This is a genomic window from Hyalangium sp., from assembly GCF_045802625.1.
GTDB lineage: Bacteria > Myxococcota > Myxococcia > Myxococcales > Myxococcaceae > Hyalangium.
In genome coordinates this window covers 13,678-27,603 of the sequence record NZ_JBJMQP010000070.1, presented here as the reverse complement: position 1 = coordinate 27,603, position 13,926 = coordinate 13,678, and the positions used below count along the sequence as shown (strand labels likewise).

At 68.2% G+C, this 13,926-nt stretch carries 14 protein-coding genes and 2 tRNA genes; 9 read left to right on the top strand and 7 right to left on the bottom strand.

The annotated features are described in order from the left end of the window. Nucleotides 1-2: 2 nt before the first annotated feature. Both ACJ8AT_RS14040 and ACJ8AT_RS14035 read left to right on the top strand, forming a co-directional pair. Nucleotides 3-989 carry a pyruvate dehydrogenase complex E1 component subunit beta gene (locus ACJ8AT_RS14040; protein WP_407738221.1) on the top strand — a complete coding sequence of 329 codons (987 nt, stop codon included), beginning with the start codon at nt 3-5 and terminating at the stop codon, nt 987-989. 5 nt (nt 990-994) lie between these two features. Next, nucleotides 995-2,575 carry a pyruvate dehydrogenase complex dihydrolipoamide acetyltransferase gene (locus tag ACJ8AT_RS14035; protein ID WP_407738220.1) on the top strand — a complete coding sequence of 527 codons (1,581 nt, stop codon included), beginning with the start codon at nt 995-997 and terminating at the stop codon, nt 2,573-2,575. A 66-nt stretch (nt 2,576-2,641) separates the two neighbouring features. Here the strand turns inward: ACJ8AT_RS14035 and ACJ8AT_RS14030 are convergent, their stop codons facing one another. Beyond that, nucleotides 2,642-2,848: a hypothetical protein gene (locus ACJ8AT_RS14030; RefSeq protein ID WP_407738219.1), complete on the bottom strand. Its 207-nt coding sequence runs from the start codon at nt 2,846-2,848 to the stop codon at nt 2,642-2,644. 153 nt (nt 2,849-3,001) lie between these two features. Between ACJ8AT_RS14030 and ACJ8AT_RS14025 the strand changes: the two genes are divergently transcribed. Continuing rightward, nucleotides 3,002-3,316: a DUF2795 domain-containing protein gene (locus tag ACJ8AT_RS14025; RefSeq protein WP_407738218.1), complete on the top strand. Its 315-nt coding sequence runs from the start codon at nt 3,002-3,004 to the stop codon at nt 3,314-3,316. Between the two features lie 206 nt (nt 3,317-3,522). Next, the gene (locus ACJ8AT_RS14020) at nt 3,523-4,680 is read left to right on the top strand and encodes a sensor histidine kinase (protein ID WP_407738217.1); all 1,158 of its coding nucleotides are present in this window, start codon (nt 3,523-3,525) and stop codon (nt 4,678-4,680) included. Here the strand turns inward: ACJ8AT_RS14020 and ACJ8AT_RS14015 are convergent. Further along, on the bottom strand, nt 4,652-5,239 hold the full coding sequence (locus ACJ8AT_RS14015) for a hypothetical protein (protein WP_407738216.1): 588 nt from the start codon (nt 5,237-5,239) through the stop codon (nt 4,652-4,654). The genes ACJ8AT_RS14020 and ACJ8AT_RS14015 overlap by 29 nt on opposite strands. Nucleotides 5,240-5,307: 68 nt before the next feature. Between ACJ8AT_RS14015 and ACJ8AT_RS14010 the strand changes: the two genes are divergently transcribed. Continuing rightward, the gene (locus tag ACJ8AT_RS14010; protein ID WP_407738215.1) at nt 5,308-6,279 is read left to right on the top strand and encodes a response regulator; all 972 of its coding nucleotides are present in this window, start codon (nt 5,308-5,310) and stop codon (nt 6,277-6,279) included. 50 nt (nt 6,280-6,329) lie between these two features. Here ACJ8AT_RS14010 and ACJ8AT_RS14005 read toward each other — a convergent pair. From ACJ8AT_RS14005 to gltX, 4 genes are all read right to left on the bottom strand, one after another. Continuing rightward, nucleotides 6,330-6,401 (bottom strand) — tRNA-Glu (locus tag ACJ8AT_RS14005). A gap of 59 nt (nt 6,402-6,460) precedes the next feature. Continuing rightward, nucleotides 6,461-6,531, bottom strand: a tRNA-Gln gene (locus ACJ8AT_RS14000). Between the two features lie 58 nt (nt 6,532-6,589). Beyond that, nucleotides 6,590-7,003: a hypothetical protein gene (locus ACJ8AT_RS13995; protein ID WP_407738214.1), complete on the bottom strand. Its 414-nt coding sequence runs from the start codon at nt 7,001-7,003 to the stop codon at nt 6,590-6,592. Nucleotides 7,004-7,068: 65 nt separating this feature from the next. Beyond that, nucleotides 7,069-8,508 carry a glutamate--tRNA ligase gene (gene gltX / locus ACJ8AT_RS13990; protein WP_407738213.1) on the bottom strand — a complete coding sequence of 480 codons (1,440 nt, stop codon included), beginning with the start codon at nt 8,506-8,508 and terminating at the stop codon, nt 7,069-7,071. 112 nt (nt 8,509-8,620) lie between these two features. Between gltX and ACJ8AT_RS13985 the strand changes: the two genes are divergently transcribed. The 4 genes from ACJ8AT_RS13985 to ACJ8AT_RS13970 are packed head-to-tail and all read left to right on the top strand — an operon-like array spanning nt 8,621 to nt 11,739. Continuing rightward, a complete protein-coding gene (locus tag ACJ8AT_RS13985; protein WP_407738212.1) occupies nt 8,621-9,196 on the top strand; it encodes a hypothetical protein in 576 nt (191 codons plus the stop codon). Then, the gene (locus ACJ8AT_RS13980; RefSeq protein ID WP_407738211.1) at nt 9,193-10,089 is read left to right on the top strand and encodes a myxosortase-dependent metalloprotease, MXAN_2677/MXAN_2678 family; all 897 of its coding nucleotides are present in this window, start codon (nt 9,193-9,195) and stop codon (nt 10,087-10,089) included. The genes ACJ8AT_RS13985 and ACJ8AT_RS13980 overlap by 4 nt, the downstream gene beginning before the upstream one ends. After that, nucleotides 10,086-11,030 (top strand): myxosortase-dependent metalloprotease, MXAN_2677/MXAN_2678 family, encoded by a 945-nt coding sequence (locus tag ACJ8AT_RS13975; protein ID WP_407738210.1) that lies wholly within the window; start codon nt 10,086-10,088, stop codon nt 11,028-11,030. The genes ACJ8AT_RS13980 and ACJ8AT_RS13975 overlap by 4 nt, the downstream gene beginning before the upstream one ends. A gap of 10 nt (nt 11,031-11,040) precedes the next feature. After that, nucleotides 11,041-11,739, top strand: a complete 699-nt coding sequence (locus ACJ8AT_RS13970; RefSeq protein WP_407738209.1) for an HAD family hydrolase — start codon at nt 11,041-11,043, stop codon at nt 11,737-11,739. 36 nt (nt 11,740-11,775) lie between these two features. Here ACJ8AT_RS13970 and ACJ8AT_RS13965 read toward each other — a convergent pair whose 3' ends face one another. Next, complete coding sequence (locus ACJ8AT_RS13965; protein WP_407738208.1) at nt 11,776-13,785, bottom strand: TonB family protein; 2,010 nt, start codon at nt 13,783-13,785, stop codon at nt 11,776-11,778. Nucleotides 13,786-13,926 lie beyond the last annotated feature (141 nt).

The window sequence follows — 13,926 nt, the reverse complement described above, 5'->3', positions numbered from 1 at the left end:
CAATGGCCGAGTTGATGTACCGCGAGGCGCTGAACCAGGCGCTCGCCGAGGAAATGGAGCGCGACGCCAACGTCTTCCTCATTGGTGAGGAGGTGGGCCGCTACAACGGCGCGTTCAAGGTGTCCCAGGGGCTGCTCGACAAGTTCGGGAGCGCGCGCATCATCGACGCGCCCATCTCCGAGCTGGGCTTCACCGGCCTTGGTGTGGGCGCTGCGATGGTGGGCCTGCGCCCGGTGGTGGAGATGATGACGTGGAACTTCGCCATCCTGGCGATGGACCAGATCGTCAACAACGCGGCCAAGCTGCGGCACATGTCCGGCGGCCAGCTGCGCTGCCCCATCGTCTTCCGCGGCCCGGGTGGCGCCGGCGGCCGGCTCTCCAGCCAGCACAGCCAGGCGCTCGAGGCCAACTACGCCCACTTCCCGGGCCTGAAGGTGATTGCTCCGGCCACGCCCGCGGACGCCAAGGGCATGCTCAAGGCGGCCATCCGCGACGACAACCCCGTCATCATGTTCGAGGGCGAGCGGCTCTACGCGCTCAAGGGCGAGGTGCCCGAGGGCGAGCACGTCGTCCCGCTCGGCAAGGCGGACGTGAAGCGCGAGGGCAAGGACGTCTCCATCATCACCTGGAGCCGCATGTACTACTTCTGCGAGCAGGCCGCGAAGCAGCTCGAGCAGGAGGGCATCTCCGTGGAGATCCTGGACCTGCGCACGCTGCGGCCGCTCGATGAGGAGGCCATCCTGGCCACGGTGCGCAAGACGAACCGAGTGGTCATCGTGGAGGAGGGCTGGGCGCTGGCGGGCGTGGGCGCCTCCGTGGTGGACATCATCCAGTCCAAGGCCTTCGATGATCTGGACGCGCCGGTGCTGCGTGTCACCGGGCTCGACGTGAACATGTCCTACGCGGCGAACCTGGAGAACGAGACCCAGCCGGACGCGCCGAAGATCATCGACGCCGTCAAGAAGGTCCTCTACCGAGAGGGAGCCTGAGACGTATGGCCAAGCCGATCCAGATGCCGTCGCTCTCCCCGACGATGAAGGAGGGGAAGATCGTCAAGTGGCTCAAGAAGGCGGGGGACAAGGTCTCCTCCGGTGAGGCCATCGCCGAGGTGGAGACGGACAAGTCCAACCTCGAGATTGAGGCCTACGACGACGGCGTGCTGCTGCAGATCGTCGTGCCCGAGGGCCAGATGGCCCTGGTGGGCGCGCCCATCGCCTACGTCGGCGCCAAGGGCGAGAAGGTCGAGGCTGGCAAGCCCTCCGCGCCTGCTCCCTCCGCGCCTGCTGCACCTGCCGCGCCCGCGCCTGCGCCCGCCGCCGCTGCTCCGGCCGCGGGAGGCGAGGGGATCCCGGTCCTCATGCCGTCGCTCTCCCCGACGATGACGGAGGGGAAGATCCTCAGCTGGCGTAAGAAGGTGGGGGACAAGGTCTCCTCCGGCGAGATCATCGCCGAGATCGAAACGGACAAGTCCAACCTCGAGATCGAGTCCTACGAGGATGGGACGCTCGCGAAGATCGTCGTAGGCGAGAACCAGATGGCCAAGGTGGGCGCTCCCATCGCGTTCATCGCTGGCAAGGGTGGCAAGGCTGCTGCCGCCGCGCCTGCTCCCGCTGCTCCGCAGGCCCAGGCTCCCAAGGCTGCTCCGGCGGCTGCTCCGGCCGCACCGAGGGCGGAGGCTCCCAAGGCCGCCGCTGCCGCGGGTGGCCGGGTCCGCGCCAGTCCGCTCGCGAAGAGGATGGCGAAGGAGCGCGGCCTGGATCTGGCGTCGCTGCACGGCTCCGGACCGCTGGGCCGCGTCGTGAAGAAGGACATCGAGGCGGCGCTGGCTCAAGGCGCTCAGCCCGCTCCGAAGGCTGCTGGCGCGCCCGCGCGTGCCGCGGTGGCTCCGGGGGTCCGCCCCGAGCCGAAGTCCGTGCCGATCTCGTCCATGCGCCGGGTGATCGCCCAGCGCATGAGCGAGGTGAAGCCGGGCGTGCCCCACTTCTACCTGACGGTGGACGTGGAGATGGACGCGGCGATGAAGATCCGCGAGGAGGCCAAGGCGCTCGAGTCCAAGGTCTCCGTCAACGACATCATCGTGAAGGCGGCGGCCATCGCGCTGCGGCGCTACCCAAAGATCAACGTCTCGTTGCAGGGCGATCACATCGTCCAGTACGCGACGGCGGACGTGGGCATCGCGGTGGCGCTGGAGGAAGGCCTCATCACGCCCATCATCAAGGACGCGGACCAGAAGGGTCTGGCGGCGATCTCGGCCGAGTCCCGCGAGCTGGCCGAGCGCGCGCGCAAGCGGGCACTCAAGCCGGACGAGTACTCGGGCGGCTCGCTCACCGTGTCCAACCTGGGCATGTACGGGATCGATCAGTTCGTCGCCGTCATCAACCCGCCGCAGGCGGCCATCCTCGCGGTGGGCTCGGTGGCGGACAAGCCGGTGGTGCGTGACGGGCAGATCCTCGTGCGGAAGATCCTCACGGTGACGCTCTCGTGCGATCACCGAGTGATCGACGGCGCCATCGGCGCGGAGTACCTGCGCGAGCTCAAGGCGCTGCTCGAGCACCCGATGCGCCTGCTGTTCTAGCCATGGGAGCCAGCCGCCACGGCATGAACGTGGCGGCCCTCCTCGGTGCAGCGCTGTCGCGGACGCTCAGCTCCGCGGCTTCTCCTCCTCTTCCATCTCCTGCTCGAGCTTGCGCTGGGCCTCGGTGACGCTGGCCTGTCCCTCGCGCGGGGTGCCAGTGGGCAACTCCTCCTCATGCTCCTTCGAGCGGCCCTGGATTCCCGGCCAGGGCTCCGGCCGGGTCGCCTCCGCGTGCTCGATGTGCTCCACGTAGCCCTTGTCCTTCTTCTCCATGGTCCGCCTCCTCGGGGTGTCCGTGGAGATACGGTGAGGTGTGGCGAGGGTGGTAGCCATGGGGCTCCCAGGAGGGGGCATGCTCCCTCGCTGGCTCGGCGGACGATGAAAAAAGCCCGCAATGAGCCCGTTGCCTGCTTAACTTCCCCCTCAATGAACGACGACATGTCACGGGCCCGGTCCACCTACGGCGACGGTGGTCCGGAGGCACGTGTGAAGCCGCTGCTCTCAGTCGCATCGCTGCTGCGCCAGGCCCTCCAGGGCGCGGTGTATCCGCTCTCGGCCGAGCAGCTGGGCCGCATCGCTCGGGAGAACGCGGCTCCAGCGGAGGTCCTCACGTTGCTGGGCGCACTGCCTCGCGGAGAGTTCCGCTCGCTCGAAGCCGTGGAGTTCGCCCTCGAAGGGGATGCTCAGGAGCAGGCTCGCGCCTCGCAGCCCTCGCCGCGCGAGTCCCGCTCCGAGAGCTGAGCCGAGCCTTCGCTTCGCCTCCAAGCCAGCGGGCGTGCTGCGGCATGCGCCGTCCTCGGTCGGGGTATACGGGTCTTCAGACGCGGTGCGTTACGCGCGTGCTCGCTCCTTGAGCAGCTTCTGGCTGGAGGAAGATGCGATGGCGGCAGGTCGCGTTATCCTGTCGTTATTCCAGGCCGCTTTCCTCCTCGGTTTGGCCCCCTGCCATGAGCCCGTACGATCTTCCCGCTGTCCTCTACTGTGACGACGACGCCCTGAACCTCCGGGTGTTCGACGCCAACTTCGGCCAGCGCTTCCGAATCTTCCGCTGCTCCTCGCCCAATGAAGCGCTGGCCCTGCTCGAGCAGCGGCGCGGTGAGATTGGCGTCGTCATCTCCGACCAGCGCATGCCCGGCATGAGCGGCGTGGAGCTGCTGGAGCGCGCTCGCACGCTGGCGCCCGACGCCAAGCGCATGCTCGTCACCGCCTACGCGGATCTCCAGGCCGTGGTGGACGCAGTGAACCGCGGCCAGGTGACGCGCTACTTCGTCAAGCCGTGGGATCGCGCGGAGATGCTCTCCGCGCTCGAGGACGCGCTGAAGATCGCGCGCCTGGAGCTGAAGATCCGCGAAGTCGAGAGCCGCATGATGAAGGCCGAGCGTCTGGCCACGCTGGGACAGGTGACGGCCGGCATCGCCCACGAGCTGATGGGGCCGGTGGGCTACCTCTCGCAGAACGTGTCCTCGCTGCGCCGGGACATCGAGCAGGTCATCGAGTACGTGAACAAGCACCTGGCCCATGATCCGAACCGCGCCGTGGGCGAGACGGTGAAGGATCTGCCCTCGCTGATCGGCGACCTGGTGACGGGCACCGAGCACCTGCGGCAGGTGGCTCATGGCCTGAAGGCGCAGGCGCGCGGCGACGAGACGGAGCAGGCCGCGGAGGTCTCCGAAGTGGTGTCCTTCGCGGTGAAGCTGGCGCGCGCCGAGGTGCGCGACCGGGCCCGCCTCACCAGCAGCGGAGAGCCGGTGCGAGTGCTGTTCGGCCCGGTGAAGCTCTGCCAGGTGATCCTCAACCTCGTCGTGAACGCCGCGCAGGCCATGGAGGGCGTGGGCCGGCCGGGCAAGATCGACGTGCGCTGGACGGCGCAGGACCACCACGTGGTCCTCAACGTCGCGGACAACGGCTGCGGCATCCCGGTGGAGCTGCAGGAGAAAGTGTTTCAGCCGCTCTTCACCACCAAGCCGGTGGGGATTGGCACGGGGCTGGGGCTCTCCATCTGCCGGGAGCTGGTGACGCAGTACGGCGGCAAGCTCAAGCTGGCCTCGACCCCGGGCGAGGGGACCACCATCGAGATCACCCTTCTGCGGGCGCCGATGCCTTGAGCCCGAAGGCGTTGTGCAGCATGCGCCAGACGCGCTCGAGCGTGGCAGCCTCGCTCGGGCGCACCTGCTCCACGAGCGCCGCTCGCCGCTCCTCGCGCTTGTTCTCCGGGCCGGCCTTCCAGGTAACGATGATCGCGTAGTGCCCGGAGGGGCGCTGGACCACCTCCACCGCCGTCACATCATCGAAGGGGATGGCCTGCGTCCGGGTGGCCGAGGGCGCCCAGCTCAGCCGGTCCAGCCGCAACGTCTCCGTTGCGAAGTGCAGGACGAAGCGCCGGCGCCCCAGCCGCGCCTCCAGCCGCAGGGCGTACCCGATCAGGGCGGCCGCGGCCAGCCCCAGCGCCGCCGGTACGCCATAGTGGCTCGGCGCCAGCACCAGCAGGGCGAGGCTGCCCACCCCGCAGGCCGCGGCCAGCCAGAGGCACAGCTCGGGCAGCAGGCGCCGCTCCCAGGAGGGGGGGAGGGACTCGCCGACCAGGCGCCCCTCGTCATACCTCAGGAGCACGTCCCCGAGGCGAGGGGGGATGCGGTTCTCCACCAGGGCGTCGGCGAAGCTCACACCTACAGCATAGGTCTTCTGCTCGCATCGCTCGAAGTTACCTTCAAGCTGTGAGAACCTACCCCCCAATGGATCTGCCGTTCGAGACCGAGGAGGAAGAGGGAGGAAGTGGGGGGACGCTCGCCTCGACCCTGTTGGTAGTCGACGATGAGCCCGTCGTGCTGGACGTGTGCGGTCGTCTGCTGGCGCGCGAGTCGGATCTGGTGGTCATCCAGGCCACCAGCGCCGAGGAGGCCCTGCCATTGCTGCAGAGCCAGCGCATCGACGTCCTCATCACCGACAAGAACCTCCCAGTGATGAGCGGCATCGAGCTGATCGCCGAGGCCCGCCGGCTCCAGCCGGCCCTCGAGGCGATGATGATCACCGGCTATGCCAGCTCGGAGTCCGTGATCGCCGCCTTCGCGGCGGGGGCCAGCGACTACATCCTCAAGCCCTTTGATGACCTGCGGGTGCTGCGCGCCAAGGTGCGAGCGGCGCTCGAGCGGCGCTCCGAGCGGATCAAAGGCCGCGAGCAGGCGCGGGACGTGGCAAGGCAGGCCTCCACGCTCCTGGAGAGCGGACAGGACGCGCCGGAGAACGCCCATCAAGCGCTGGAAGACGAGCTGCGCAACTACGAGCAGGCGGTGAGGAGCGGGGCGATGACGGGGCGCGTGGCCGTGGTGGGCAGCCCCGAGGCCGAGCAGGTGCTGACCGCCGAGGGCTTCCAGGTGGTGTCCCTGCCGGCGACCTCTCCCGAACTCGAGACGTGCGACGTCGTCATCCTGGAGACGGGCGAGCCTCGGTGGCGGATGCTGGCGGAGATCCTCCAGTCGCGCTCGCCGGACGTGCTGCTGCTGGCCAACCCGCAGGCGGATCTCTCGGATCTGCTGGAGGCCATCGGCCTGAGGTTGGACCTGGTGGGCTTCGGCTCCTCCTCGGGGACTCAGAGCCTGCCGGAGCGGGTGAAGATGCTGCTGGTGCGCCGGTCGATCGAGCGGGCCCAGACGCGGCTGGCCAACGCGCTGCTGCTGTTCCACCGCAGCATCACCACTCGTCGCTGAGCCCGCAAAAGCGAAGCGCCCGCCTCCGTTGGGAGAGCGGGCGCTTCTAGTGACCCTGCCGGGATTCGAACCCGAGTTTGAGCCGTGAGAGGGCTCCGTCCTAACCACTAGACGACAGGGCCGTTAAAACCGCGACCTCAACTACAGCTTCGGTGTCCTCACGTCAACCGAAGTTTTCAAGCTGGGGAACTAGGATTCGAACCTAGATAAGCAGAGTCAGAGTCTGCTGTCCTGCCGTTAGACGATTCCCCAAGGACTGCCGTGCTGCGACTTCGCGACTTCTCTACCACAACTCGCCGGGGCTCGTGAACTACCGAGTTTTCTTTCCCGACTTGGGTTCCGGCGCCTTCCTGACTGGCTTCGGAGGAGGCGGAACCGGGACGACGTAGATACGGACCTCGTCGTTCGCTTCATAAATATTCAGCCCCTCGAAGTTCTTCCCCGAGGGGTTGACGATGTGCACAGCCTTCACGCCCGGCTGGTTGACGATCGACTTTCGAGGGTACGCCTGCACCGGATACACGGTCTTGTAGTACTTCAGCGTCTCCTCGAAATCCCGCGGCGCCCGGTACCGATTCTCGCCCACCTTCTGCGCGCCATCGGGGAGCTGCGCCCCGCTGACCGCATCCGCCCCCGCCGCCGTCACCCACAGGCCAACCACTGCTGCCCAGAGCGGGCGCGCCTTATAGAAATGGCCCTTCAAGCTGTCAAGCGCTCGCGTCATGGGGCGGGAAGATAGGGCCCGCATTGGGCGGCGTCCACCGCCTTCATACGAGCCCTAGCCATGTGTCAGCCGCGAGCCAGCGCGGCATCCAGGCGGCGTAGCGCCTCGTCCTTACCCATCAGCAGGAGCGTCTCGCCGATGCCCGGGCTCACCGTGTTGCCGGTGACGGCCACACGGATGGGTTGAGCCACCTTGCCCATGCCCACGCCTGCCCGCTCGCTGACCGTCTTGATGACCGTGTCCAGGGCGGCCACGCTCCACTCCTGCAGGGCCGCGGCCTCGTCGCGCACCTGCCGGACGAGCTTCAGGGAGTCCGCGGTGAGGTGCTTGGCGGCGGCCTTCTCATCGAGCGTCACGCCCGACTTCAGATAGGGCACGGCCATGGCGGCCATCTCCTCGAGCGTCTTGGCGCGCTCGCGGAACGCCATCACGAACCGCTCCAGGCGCGGATCATTGGCGGGCAGCGGGCAGCCCTTCTCCGAGAGGAAGGGCGCCAGCCGCCCAGCGATGTCGGCCGGGGGCAGCGTCTTCAGGTAGTGCTGGTTGAGCCACAGCAGCTTCTCCGGGTTCCACACGCCGGAGGTGCTGCCCACGTCCTTGAAGTCGAACCACTCGATCATCTGCTGGCGGGAGATCACCTCGTCATTGCCGTGGCTCCAGCCCAGGCGGATGACGAAGTTGAGCAGGGCCTCCGGGAGGATCCCGTTGGCCTTGTGCAGCATGACGTCCGCCTCCTTGTGCTTGCGCTTGGACAGCTTCTCGCGGTCCGGGCCGAGGATGAGCGGCAGGTGGGCGAACCGGGGCGGCTCCCAGCCGAACGCCTGGTAGAGCATGAGCTGCGGGAAGGTGGAGTTGACGTGCTCCTGCCCGCGCGCCACCAGCGTAATGTCCATCAGGTGGTCATCGATGACGCAGCCGAAGTTGTAGAGGGGAATCCCGTCGGCGCGGAGCATGACCCAGTCGTCCAGGTCCGAGTACTCCTTGGTGATCTTCCCGAGCACCAGATCGTCGAAGGAGACCGAGCCCTCGTTGGAGGGCATCTTGAAGCGCACCACGGACGGGCGGCCCGCGGGGATGTCCTTGCGGTTGCGGCAGGTGCCCTCGTACTTGTAGACGCCGGTGACGCCCGCTGCCTTCTCGGCCTGGGCGCGCCGCTCCTTGATCTCCTCCGGAGTGCAGTAGCAGCGGTAGGCCTTGCCCGCGGCGATGAGCTGCTCGGTGTGCTGGCGGTAGGTGTCCAGCCGCTGCGTCTGGAAGTAGGGCGGGTAGGGGCCACCCTTCTCGGGGCCCTCGTCCCAGCCGATGTCCAGCCACTTCAGGCCGTCGAGGATGGCTTGCAGCGAGGCCTCGGTGGAGCGCTCCTGATCCGTGTCCTCGATACGCAGGATGAAGGTGCCACCGAAGCGACGCGCATAGAGGTAGTTGAAGAGCGCGGTCCGGGCGCCACCAATGTGGAGGTAGCCAGTGGGAGAGGGTGCGAATCGTACGCGGGGTGCAGGAGCCATATTTAGGACGGGCGGGATAGCAAGGGTGCGGATGGGTGGTCAACGCGAGTCCACAGTGCTTCGAGCACCACTGGAGACCCTGGGCTACACTGACGTTAACCGAGGTGACCCGATGACACTGCGCTTCGCGCTCTCCGCACTCCTGACTGCCACCCTGTTGCTGGGGCTGCCAGCCGCCGCCACGACGATGCTCCGGATGGACCTGACCAGCCTGGCCCAGGCCGCCGATACCGTGGTGCACGGCACGGTCCGCCGCATGGAGAGCCGCTGGAGCGGGGACCACCGCCGCATCGTCACCGATGTGGAGCTCGAGGTGACCGAGACGCTCAAGGGGCAGGCGAGCAGCACCGTGCTCATCATCCAGCCGGGCGGACGGGTGGGGGATATCGGACAGATCGTCCATGGCCTGGCCTCCTTCTCGCCGGGCGAGGAGGTGGTGGTCTTCCTGGAGCGCCACGGGTCGAATGCCTTCCAGGTCACCGGGATGGCGCAGGGCAAGTACCAGGTGCGGCGCTCGGAGGACAGCCGGTCCGTGCTGGCAGTGCCGGAGAACACCAGCGACGCGCTCCTGCTGGATCCCACCACGCGTCAGCCCACGAGCTCCCAGCAGCAGACGCTCACCTTGGATGCGCTGAAGGCCGCCATCCGGACCGCCCTGCAGCAGCCGGGGCAGGAGAAGCAGCAGTGAAGATCGCGGCGTTGATGCTGGCGCTCGCGCTGGGCCAGAAGGTCCCTGCGGATCCGTATGCGCGCAGTCATGTCAATTCGAAAGATCCCTCGACCCAGTGCCTCTTCTGGACGGTGCCGAAGATCACCTACTACCAGAGCAGCGCGGGCAATCCTCAGACGCAGCCCGCGGGCTCCGAGTTCGACGCCATCCGCCGCTCCTTCCAGAGCTGGGAGGCCGTCTTCGACAGGTGCGGCAACCTCTCCTTCGAGGATGGGGGCATCGTGGACGACCGCACGGTGGGCTACGACGCCAAGGGCGACAACCGGAACCTGGTGCTCTTCCGCACGCGGCGCTGCTCGGACGTGGTTCCCGCCGGTGATCCCTGCAAGGACGAGGAATCGTGCGCCAATGTTTATGACTGCTGGGACGGCCTCGCGCAGACGATCGCCATCACCCTCACCACGTACGACGAGAAGTCCGGCATCATCTATGACTCGGACATCGAGCTGAACTCGCCCTCGTTCTTCTTCACCACCTCGAACGGGCCAGGGATCTGTAACTTGCCCGCGGAGACCACGAACTGCGTGTCCACGGACGTGCAGAACACGGCCACGCACGAGATTGGCCATTTCATCGGGCTGGACCACACCACCTACCCGAACTCGACGATGAACGCGCAGGCCGCGGCCGGCGAGACCGCCAAGCGCACCGTCGACCCGGGCTCTCAGAGCTTCGTCTGCCTGGCGTATCCGAAGGGAGAGCCCAGCCAGGCCTGCATCCACCCCACCACGGACATCAACCTCGGCCGTAAGTCGGCGGGGTGCGCCACCGCTGGCGCCGAGGCGTGGTTGCCCGCACTGGCCGGCTGGGCGCTCATGCTTGCCCGGCGGCGCAGGGGAGCGTGCTCGTGAAGGAGAGTGGGGGGCTCCTGCTGGCGCTCCTGCTCATGGCGTCCACCGCGGGAGCCCAGGCCTACCAGCGCACCGTGGTGCCCGGAAAGGACCTGTGCCTGAACTGGCTCAGCCGCGAGTTCGTCTACCACATCGACTCCGCTGGCAGCCTCCGGACGCCGCGAGACACCGAGTTCCCCGCCATTGATGCCGCCTTCGACACCTGGCGGACGCTGTCGGCCACGTGCAGCGACTTCACCTTCGTCCGGGGCGGAGATGTGAGCCGCCCCTCGGTGGGCTACGTCGTGGGCCAGACCAACGAGAATGTCGTCACGTTCCGCGAGACGGCCTGCCAGGACGTTGTCCCGGAGCTGGATCCCTGCCGCGCGGCGGAGACGTGCGCCAATGACTACTCGTGCTGGGAGCACGGCGAGCTGACCATCGCGCTGACCACGACGACGTTCAGCTTCAAGACGGGCGTCATCCTGGACGCGGACATCGAGCTCAACGCCGCCCAGCCTGGGGGCAACCTCGGCTTCCTCTTCACCACCGTGAGCTCTCCCCCGTGCGAGGGGCTGCCCTCGCCGGAGTGCGTGGGCTCGGACATCCAGAACACCATGACCCACGAGATCGGCCACGCCATGGGGCTGGATCATGTGACCGTGCCGCTGTCCACCATGGAGCCCACCGCGCCCATCGGGGAGACCCAGAAGCGCATCATCGACGTGGGGACCGCCGCTGGCTTCTGCGATATCTATCCGCGAGGCCTGCCGCCCAACCAGTGCTCCGGGCTCGGCGTGTCGAGCAAGAACCTGTCCGCCCAGAACGCGGGGACCCGCTGCGCGGCGGCTCCGGGCGCGCTGCTGCCGGGAGTGCTGCTGTCCGTGTGGAGGGTGTGGGCTCGGAGAAGGGCTCGTCAGGGGGCACGCGGCGAGCGCGGTGCCCAGGCCTCCGGTTCGTGAGGGTGCGTGCATGAGCGTTGCGTTCTTCGATCTCGACAAGACGCTCCTCGCGGTGAACTCCGGGGCGCTGTGGATTCGCCGCGAGCTGGCCCTGGGGCACATCACCCGGATGCAGGCGCTCCGGGCGAGCCTGTGGATCGCTCGCTACCACCTGGGCTTCGTGTCCATGGAGGACGCGTTGCTCGTGGCCATCTCTCAGCTTGCGGGCACCTCGGCCCAGACGATCCGAGAGCGCACCGCCACCTTCTATGAGGAGCAGGTCCGCCCGCTCTACCGCCCCGGAGCCTTGCGCGCGCTCGAGGAGCACCGCGGCGAGGGAGATCGGCTGGTGCTGCTCACCTCCTCCTCGGGCTACCTCTCCGAGCTCGTCGCCCGGGAGCTCCACCTGGATGCGATCCTCTGCAACCGCTTCGAGGTGGATGAGCGCGGGCTGCACACGGGCCGGCCGCTGGGCCAGGTCTGCTTCGGGCCCGGCAAGCGCACCCACGCGGAGGCCTATGCACGCGAGGCGGGCGTGTCCCTGTCCGCGTGCTCCTTCTATACGGACTCCTACTCGGATCTGTCCGTGCTGGAGGTGGTGGGCCGGCCCGTGGTCGTGCACCCGGACTACCGGCTGCGGCGGGAGGCCCTCCGGCGCGGCTGGCCGGTGGTGGACTGGGGAGTACCCGCCGCGGGCGTCCCGGTCGCCGGCTCGTCCGCGGCTCCGTGACTCAGGAGGCGGGAGCCAGCGCCGGGAGAGCCTCGCTCAGTGCCGCGGCAGCTGCAGCTTGATGCTGAACACGTAGTCCACCGCGACGGCCTGGCCCTTATAGAGGATGGGCTTGTAGACACGCGACTGCAGCGCCTCGAGGACGGCCTCCTCCATGTGCGGGAGCGCCTTGAGGATGCGGCAGTTCTCCACGTGGCCCTGGCGGGTGATGGTGCACTTCACCAGCATCGTGCCCTGCACCTTGGCCGCGAGCGCCTCGCGGGTATAGGCGATCTCCTTGCCATCGAGCTGCTCCGGCCGGCTCATGCCCTCGCCGTAGGGCATGGGCCTGTTGCCTACCGCGGCGAGCGCTCCCGTGGGGAGCACTGGCACGGCGAGGTTGCCCCCGATGTCCGCGCCATCCTCCGGTGCCGTGGCCTTGGCCGGCTTCGCCGCGGGCGCGGGGGTCGACGGCGCCAGGGACTCGGCCGGGTCGAGCGAGTTCATCTGCGCGGCTGGCTCCAGGTTCGCGCTGTGGGCGCTGGCGAACTCGACCTTGCTCGCCGCGCCGCCCCGGCGCTTCTGAAGCTTCTGCGAGAGCACCACGTCTCCCGAGCCGCCAGTCATGACGATCTCGGGCTGGTAGCCGTCGGCCGCGAAGGTGAGCTCGGCGGTGACGGTGCCATCTCCGCCCGCGGGGATCTCCAGCACGAACGGCGTCGTGCCGCGGTCCTTCCCCTTGTAATAAACGTGCGCGCCGGTGGGCTCGCTCATCAGGTGGAGGCGGACCATCTGCTGCGCGGCCGGAGCGGGCTCGGGCGCGGGAGGCGGAGGCGCCACTGGAGCCGGGGCCACCGCGACGGGCTTCTCGACGGGGGCCGGCGCCACGGGCGGCGCCTCGCGGGGGCGCATCACCAGGACGGTGGCTCCCATGCCGACGATCACCGCGCCGGCCACCAGCGCCCCGGTGGCCATCAGCCTGCGGCGGCGCGCCTTGGCCACCGCCTCGGGCACCTCCACGCTGATGTCCAGCGCCAGGGTGGAGGCATTGCTGTCCGGCCCACTGGCGCTCGCGAAGAGGGGAGAGGGGTGCGGGCCCGTGGTGCCACCGCCGGGACGCTTGAAGATGCCGCTGTGGCCGCCCGCCGCCATGTTGGCCGTGCGCATGGCCTCCAGCATCTCGTCCATCGACTGGAAGCGGCGCGCGGGATCCTTCTCCATGCAGCGCATCACCACCGCTTCGATGTCGTGCGGCACGGGGATGTGCGGCCGCAGCGAGTTGAAGGGCGGGGGTGGCTCCTTGCAGTGCGCGAAGATCAGCTCCAGGTGATCCCTCGCGATGAACGGGGGGCGCCCCTGCAGCATCTGGTACATCACCACGCCCAGCGAGTAGATGTCGCTGCGCACGTCCGCCACATTGCGGGCCTGCTCGGGCGCCATGTACTGCGGCGAGCCGAGGAACGTGCCGCTCTGGGTGATCTCCGGGCTGAGCGAGCCCTCACCCTCGGGCACCGGGGCAATGGACTTCACGAGGCCGAAGTCGAGGACCTTCACCAGATCCTGATCGGACTCGTTGAGCAGCATGATGTTGGCCGGCTTCAGGTCCCGGTGGACGATGCCCGTCGCGTGGGCCTCGCGCAGCGAGCGACAGACCTGTTGCACGATGGAGATCACCCGGCTCCAGGGCAGGGGGCCGGTCTGGGCGAGCACCTGCGCCAGCGTCCTACCCTCCAGGTACTCCATGGCGATGTAGTAGATGCCGTCGTCCGTCTGCCCGTAGTCGATCACCGTCACCGTGTTGGGGTGGCGGAGCTTGGACGTGAGCGAGGCCTCGCGCAGGAAGCGCTGCTGGAAGCCCGGATCCTTGGTGCTCGGGAAGCTGGGGTTGAGGATCTTCAGGGCGACGACGCGATCCAGCGGGGCCTGCATGGCCCGGTAGACCTTGCCCATGCCCCCGATGCCAATGGGCTCCACGATGCTGAAGCGTCCATTCAGTGTCCGGCCAACGAGGGGATCCACACCAGGTGTTCCAGGGGCCGCAGGGCCCGAGGCGTCACTCTTGATCATTCAAACCCCCACACCGCAAACGGCATCCAGGCCTCCATGCGCTATCCCCGCAGCCTATCACAGCACAACCGCAGGCACTGTACGATCCGGCGCGCGCACCCACCGTAGCAGGTCGGCCAGGATCATTAGGAGCAGCCAAGG

Excerpts from the sequence above, each read along its gene's own strand:
- ACJ8AT_RS14040 (WP_407738221.1), top strand. The coding sequence starts at position 3 with ATGGCCGAGTTGATGTACCGCGAGGCGCTGAACCAGGCGCTCGCCGAG.
- ACJ8AT_RS14035 (WP_407738220.1), top strand. The coding sequence starts at position 995 with ATGGCCAAGCCGATCCAGATGCCGTCGCTCTCCCCGACGATGAAGGAG.
- ACJ8AT_RS14030 (WP_407738219.1), bottom strand. The coding sequence starts at position 2,848 with ATGGAGAAGAAGGACAAGGGCTACGTGGAGCACATCGAGCACGCGGAG.
- ACJ8AT_RS14025 (WP_407738218.1), top strand. The coding sequence starts at position 3,002 with ATGAACGACGACATGTCACGGGCCCGGTCCACCTACGGCGACGGTGGT.
- ACJ8AT_RS14020 (WP_407738217.1), top strand. The coding sequence starts at position 3,523 with ATGAGCCCGTACGATCTTCCCGCTGTCCTCTACTGTGACGACGACGCC.
- ACJ8AT_RS14010 (WP_407738215.1), top strand. The coding sequence starts at position 5,308 with ATGGATCTGCCGTTCGAGACCGAGGAGGAAGAGGGAGGAAGTGGGGGG.
- ACJ8AT_RS13995 (WP_407738214.1), bottom strand. The coding sequence starts at position 7,003 with ATGACGCGAGCGCTTGACAGCTTGAAGGGCCATTTCTATAAGGCGCGC.
- gltX (WP_407738213.1), bottom strand. The coding sequence starts at position 8,508 with ATGGCTCCTGCACCCCGCGTACGATTCGCACCCTCTCCCACTGGCTAC.
- ACJ8AT_RS13985 (WP_407738212.1), top strand. The coding sequence starts at position 8,621 with ATGACACTGCGCTTCGCGCTCTCCGCACTCCTGACTGCCACCCTGTTG.
- ACJ8AT_RS13970 (WP_407738209.1), top strand. The coding sequence starts at position 11,041 with ATGAGCGTTGCGTTCTTCGATCTCGACAAGACGCTCCTCGCGGTGAAC.
- ACJ8AT_RS13965 (WP_407738208.1), bottom strand. The coding sequence starts at position 13,785 with ATGATCAAGAGTGACGCCTCGGGCCCTGCGGCCCCTGGAACACCTGGT.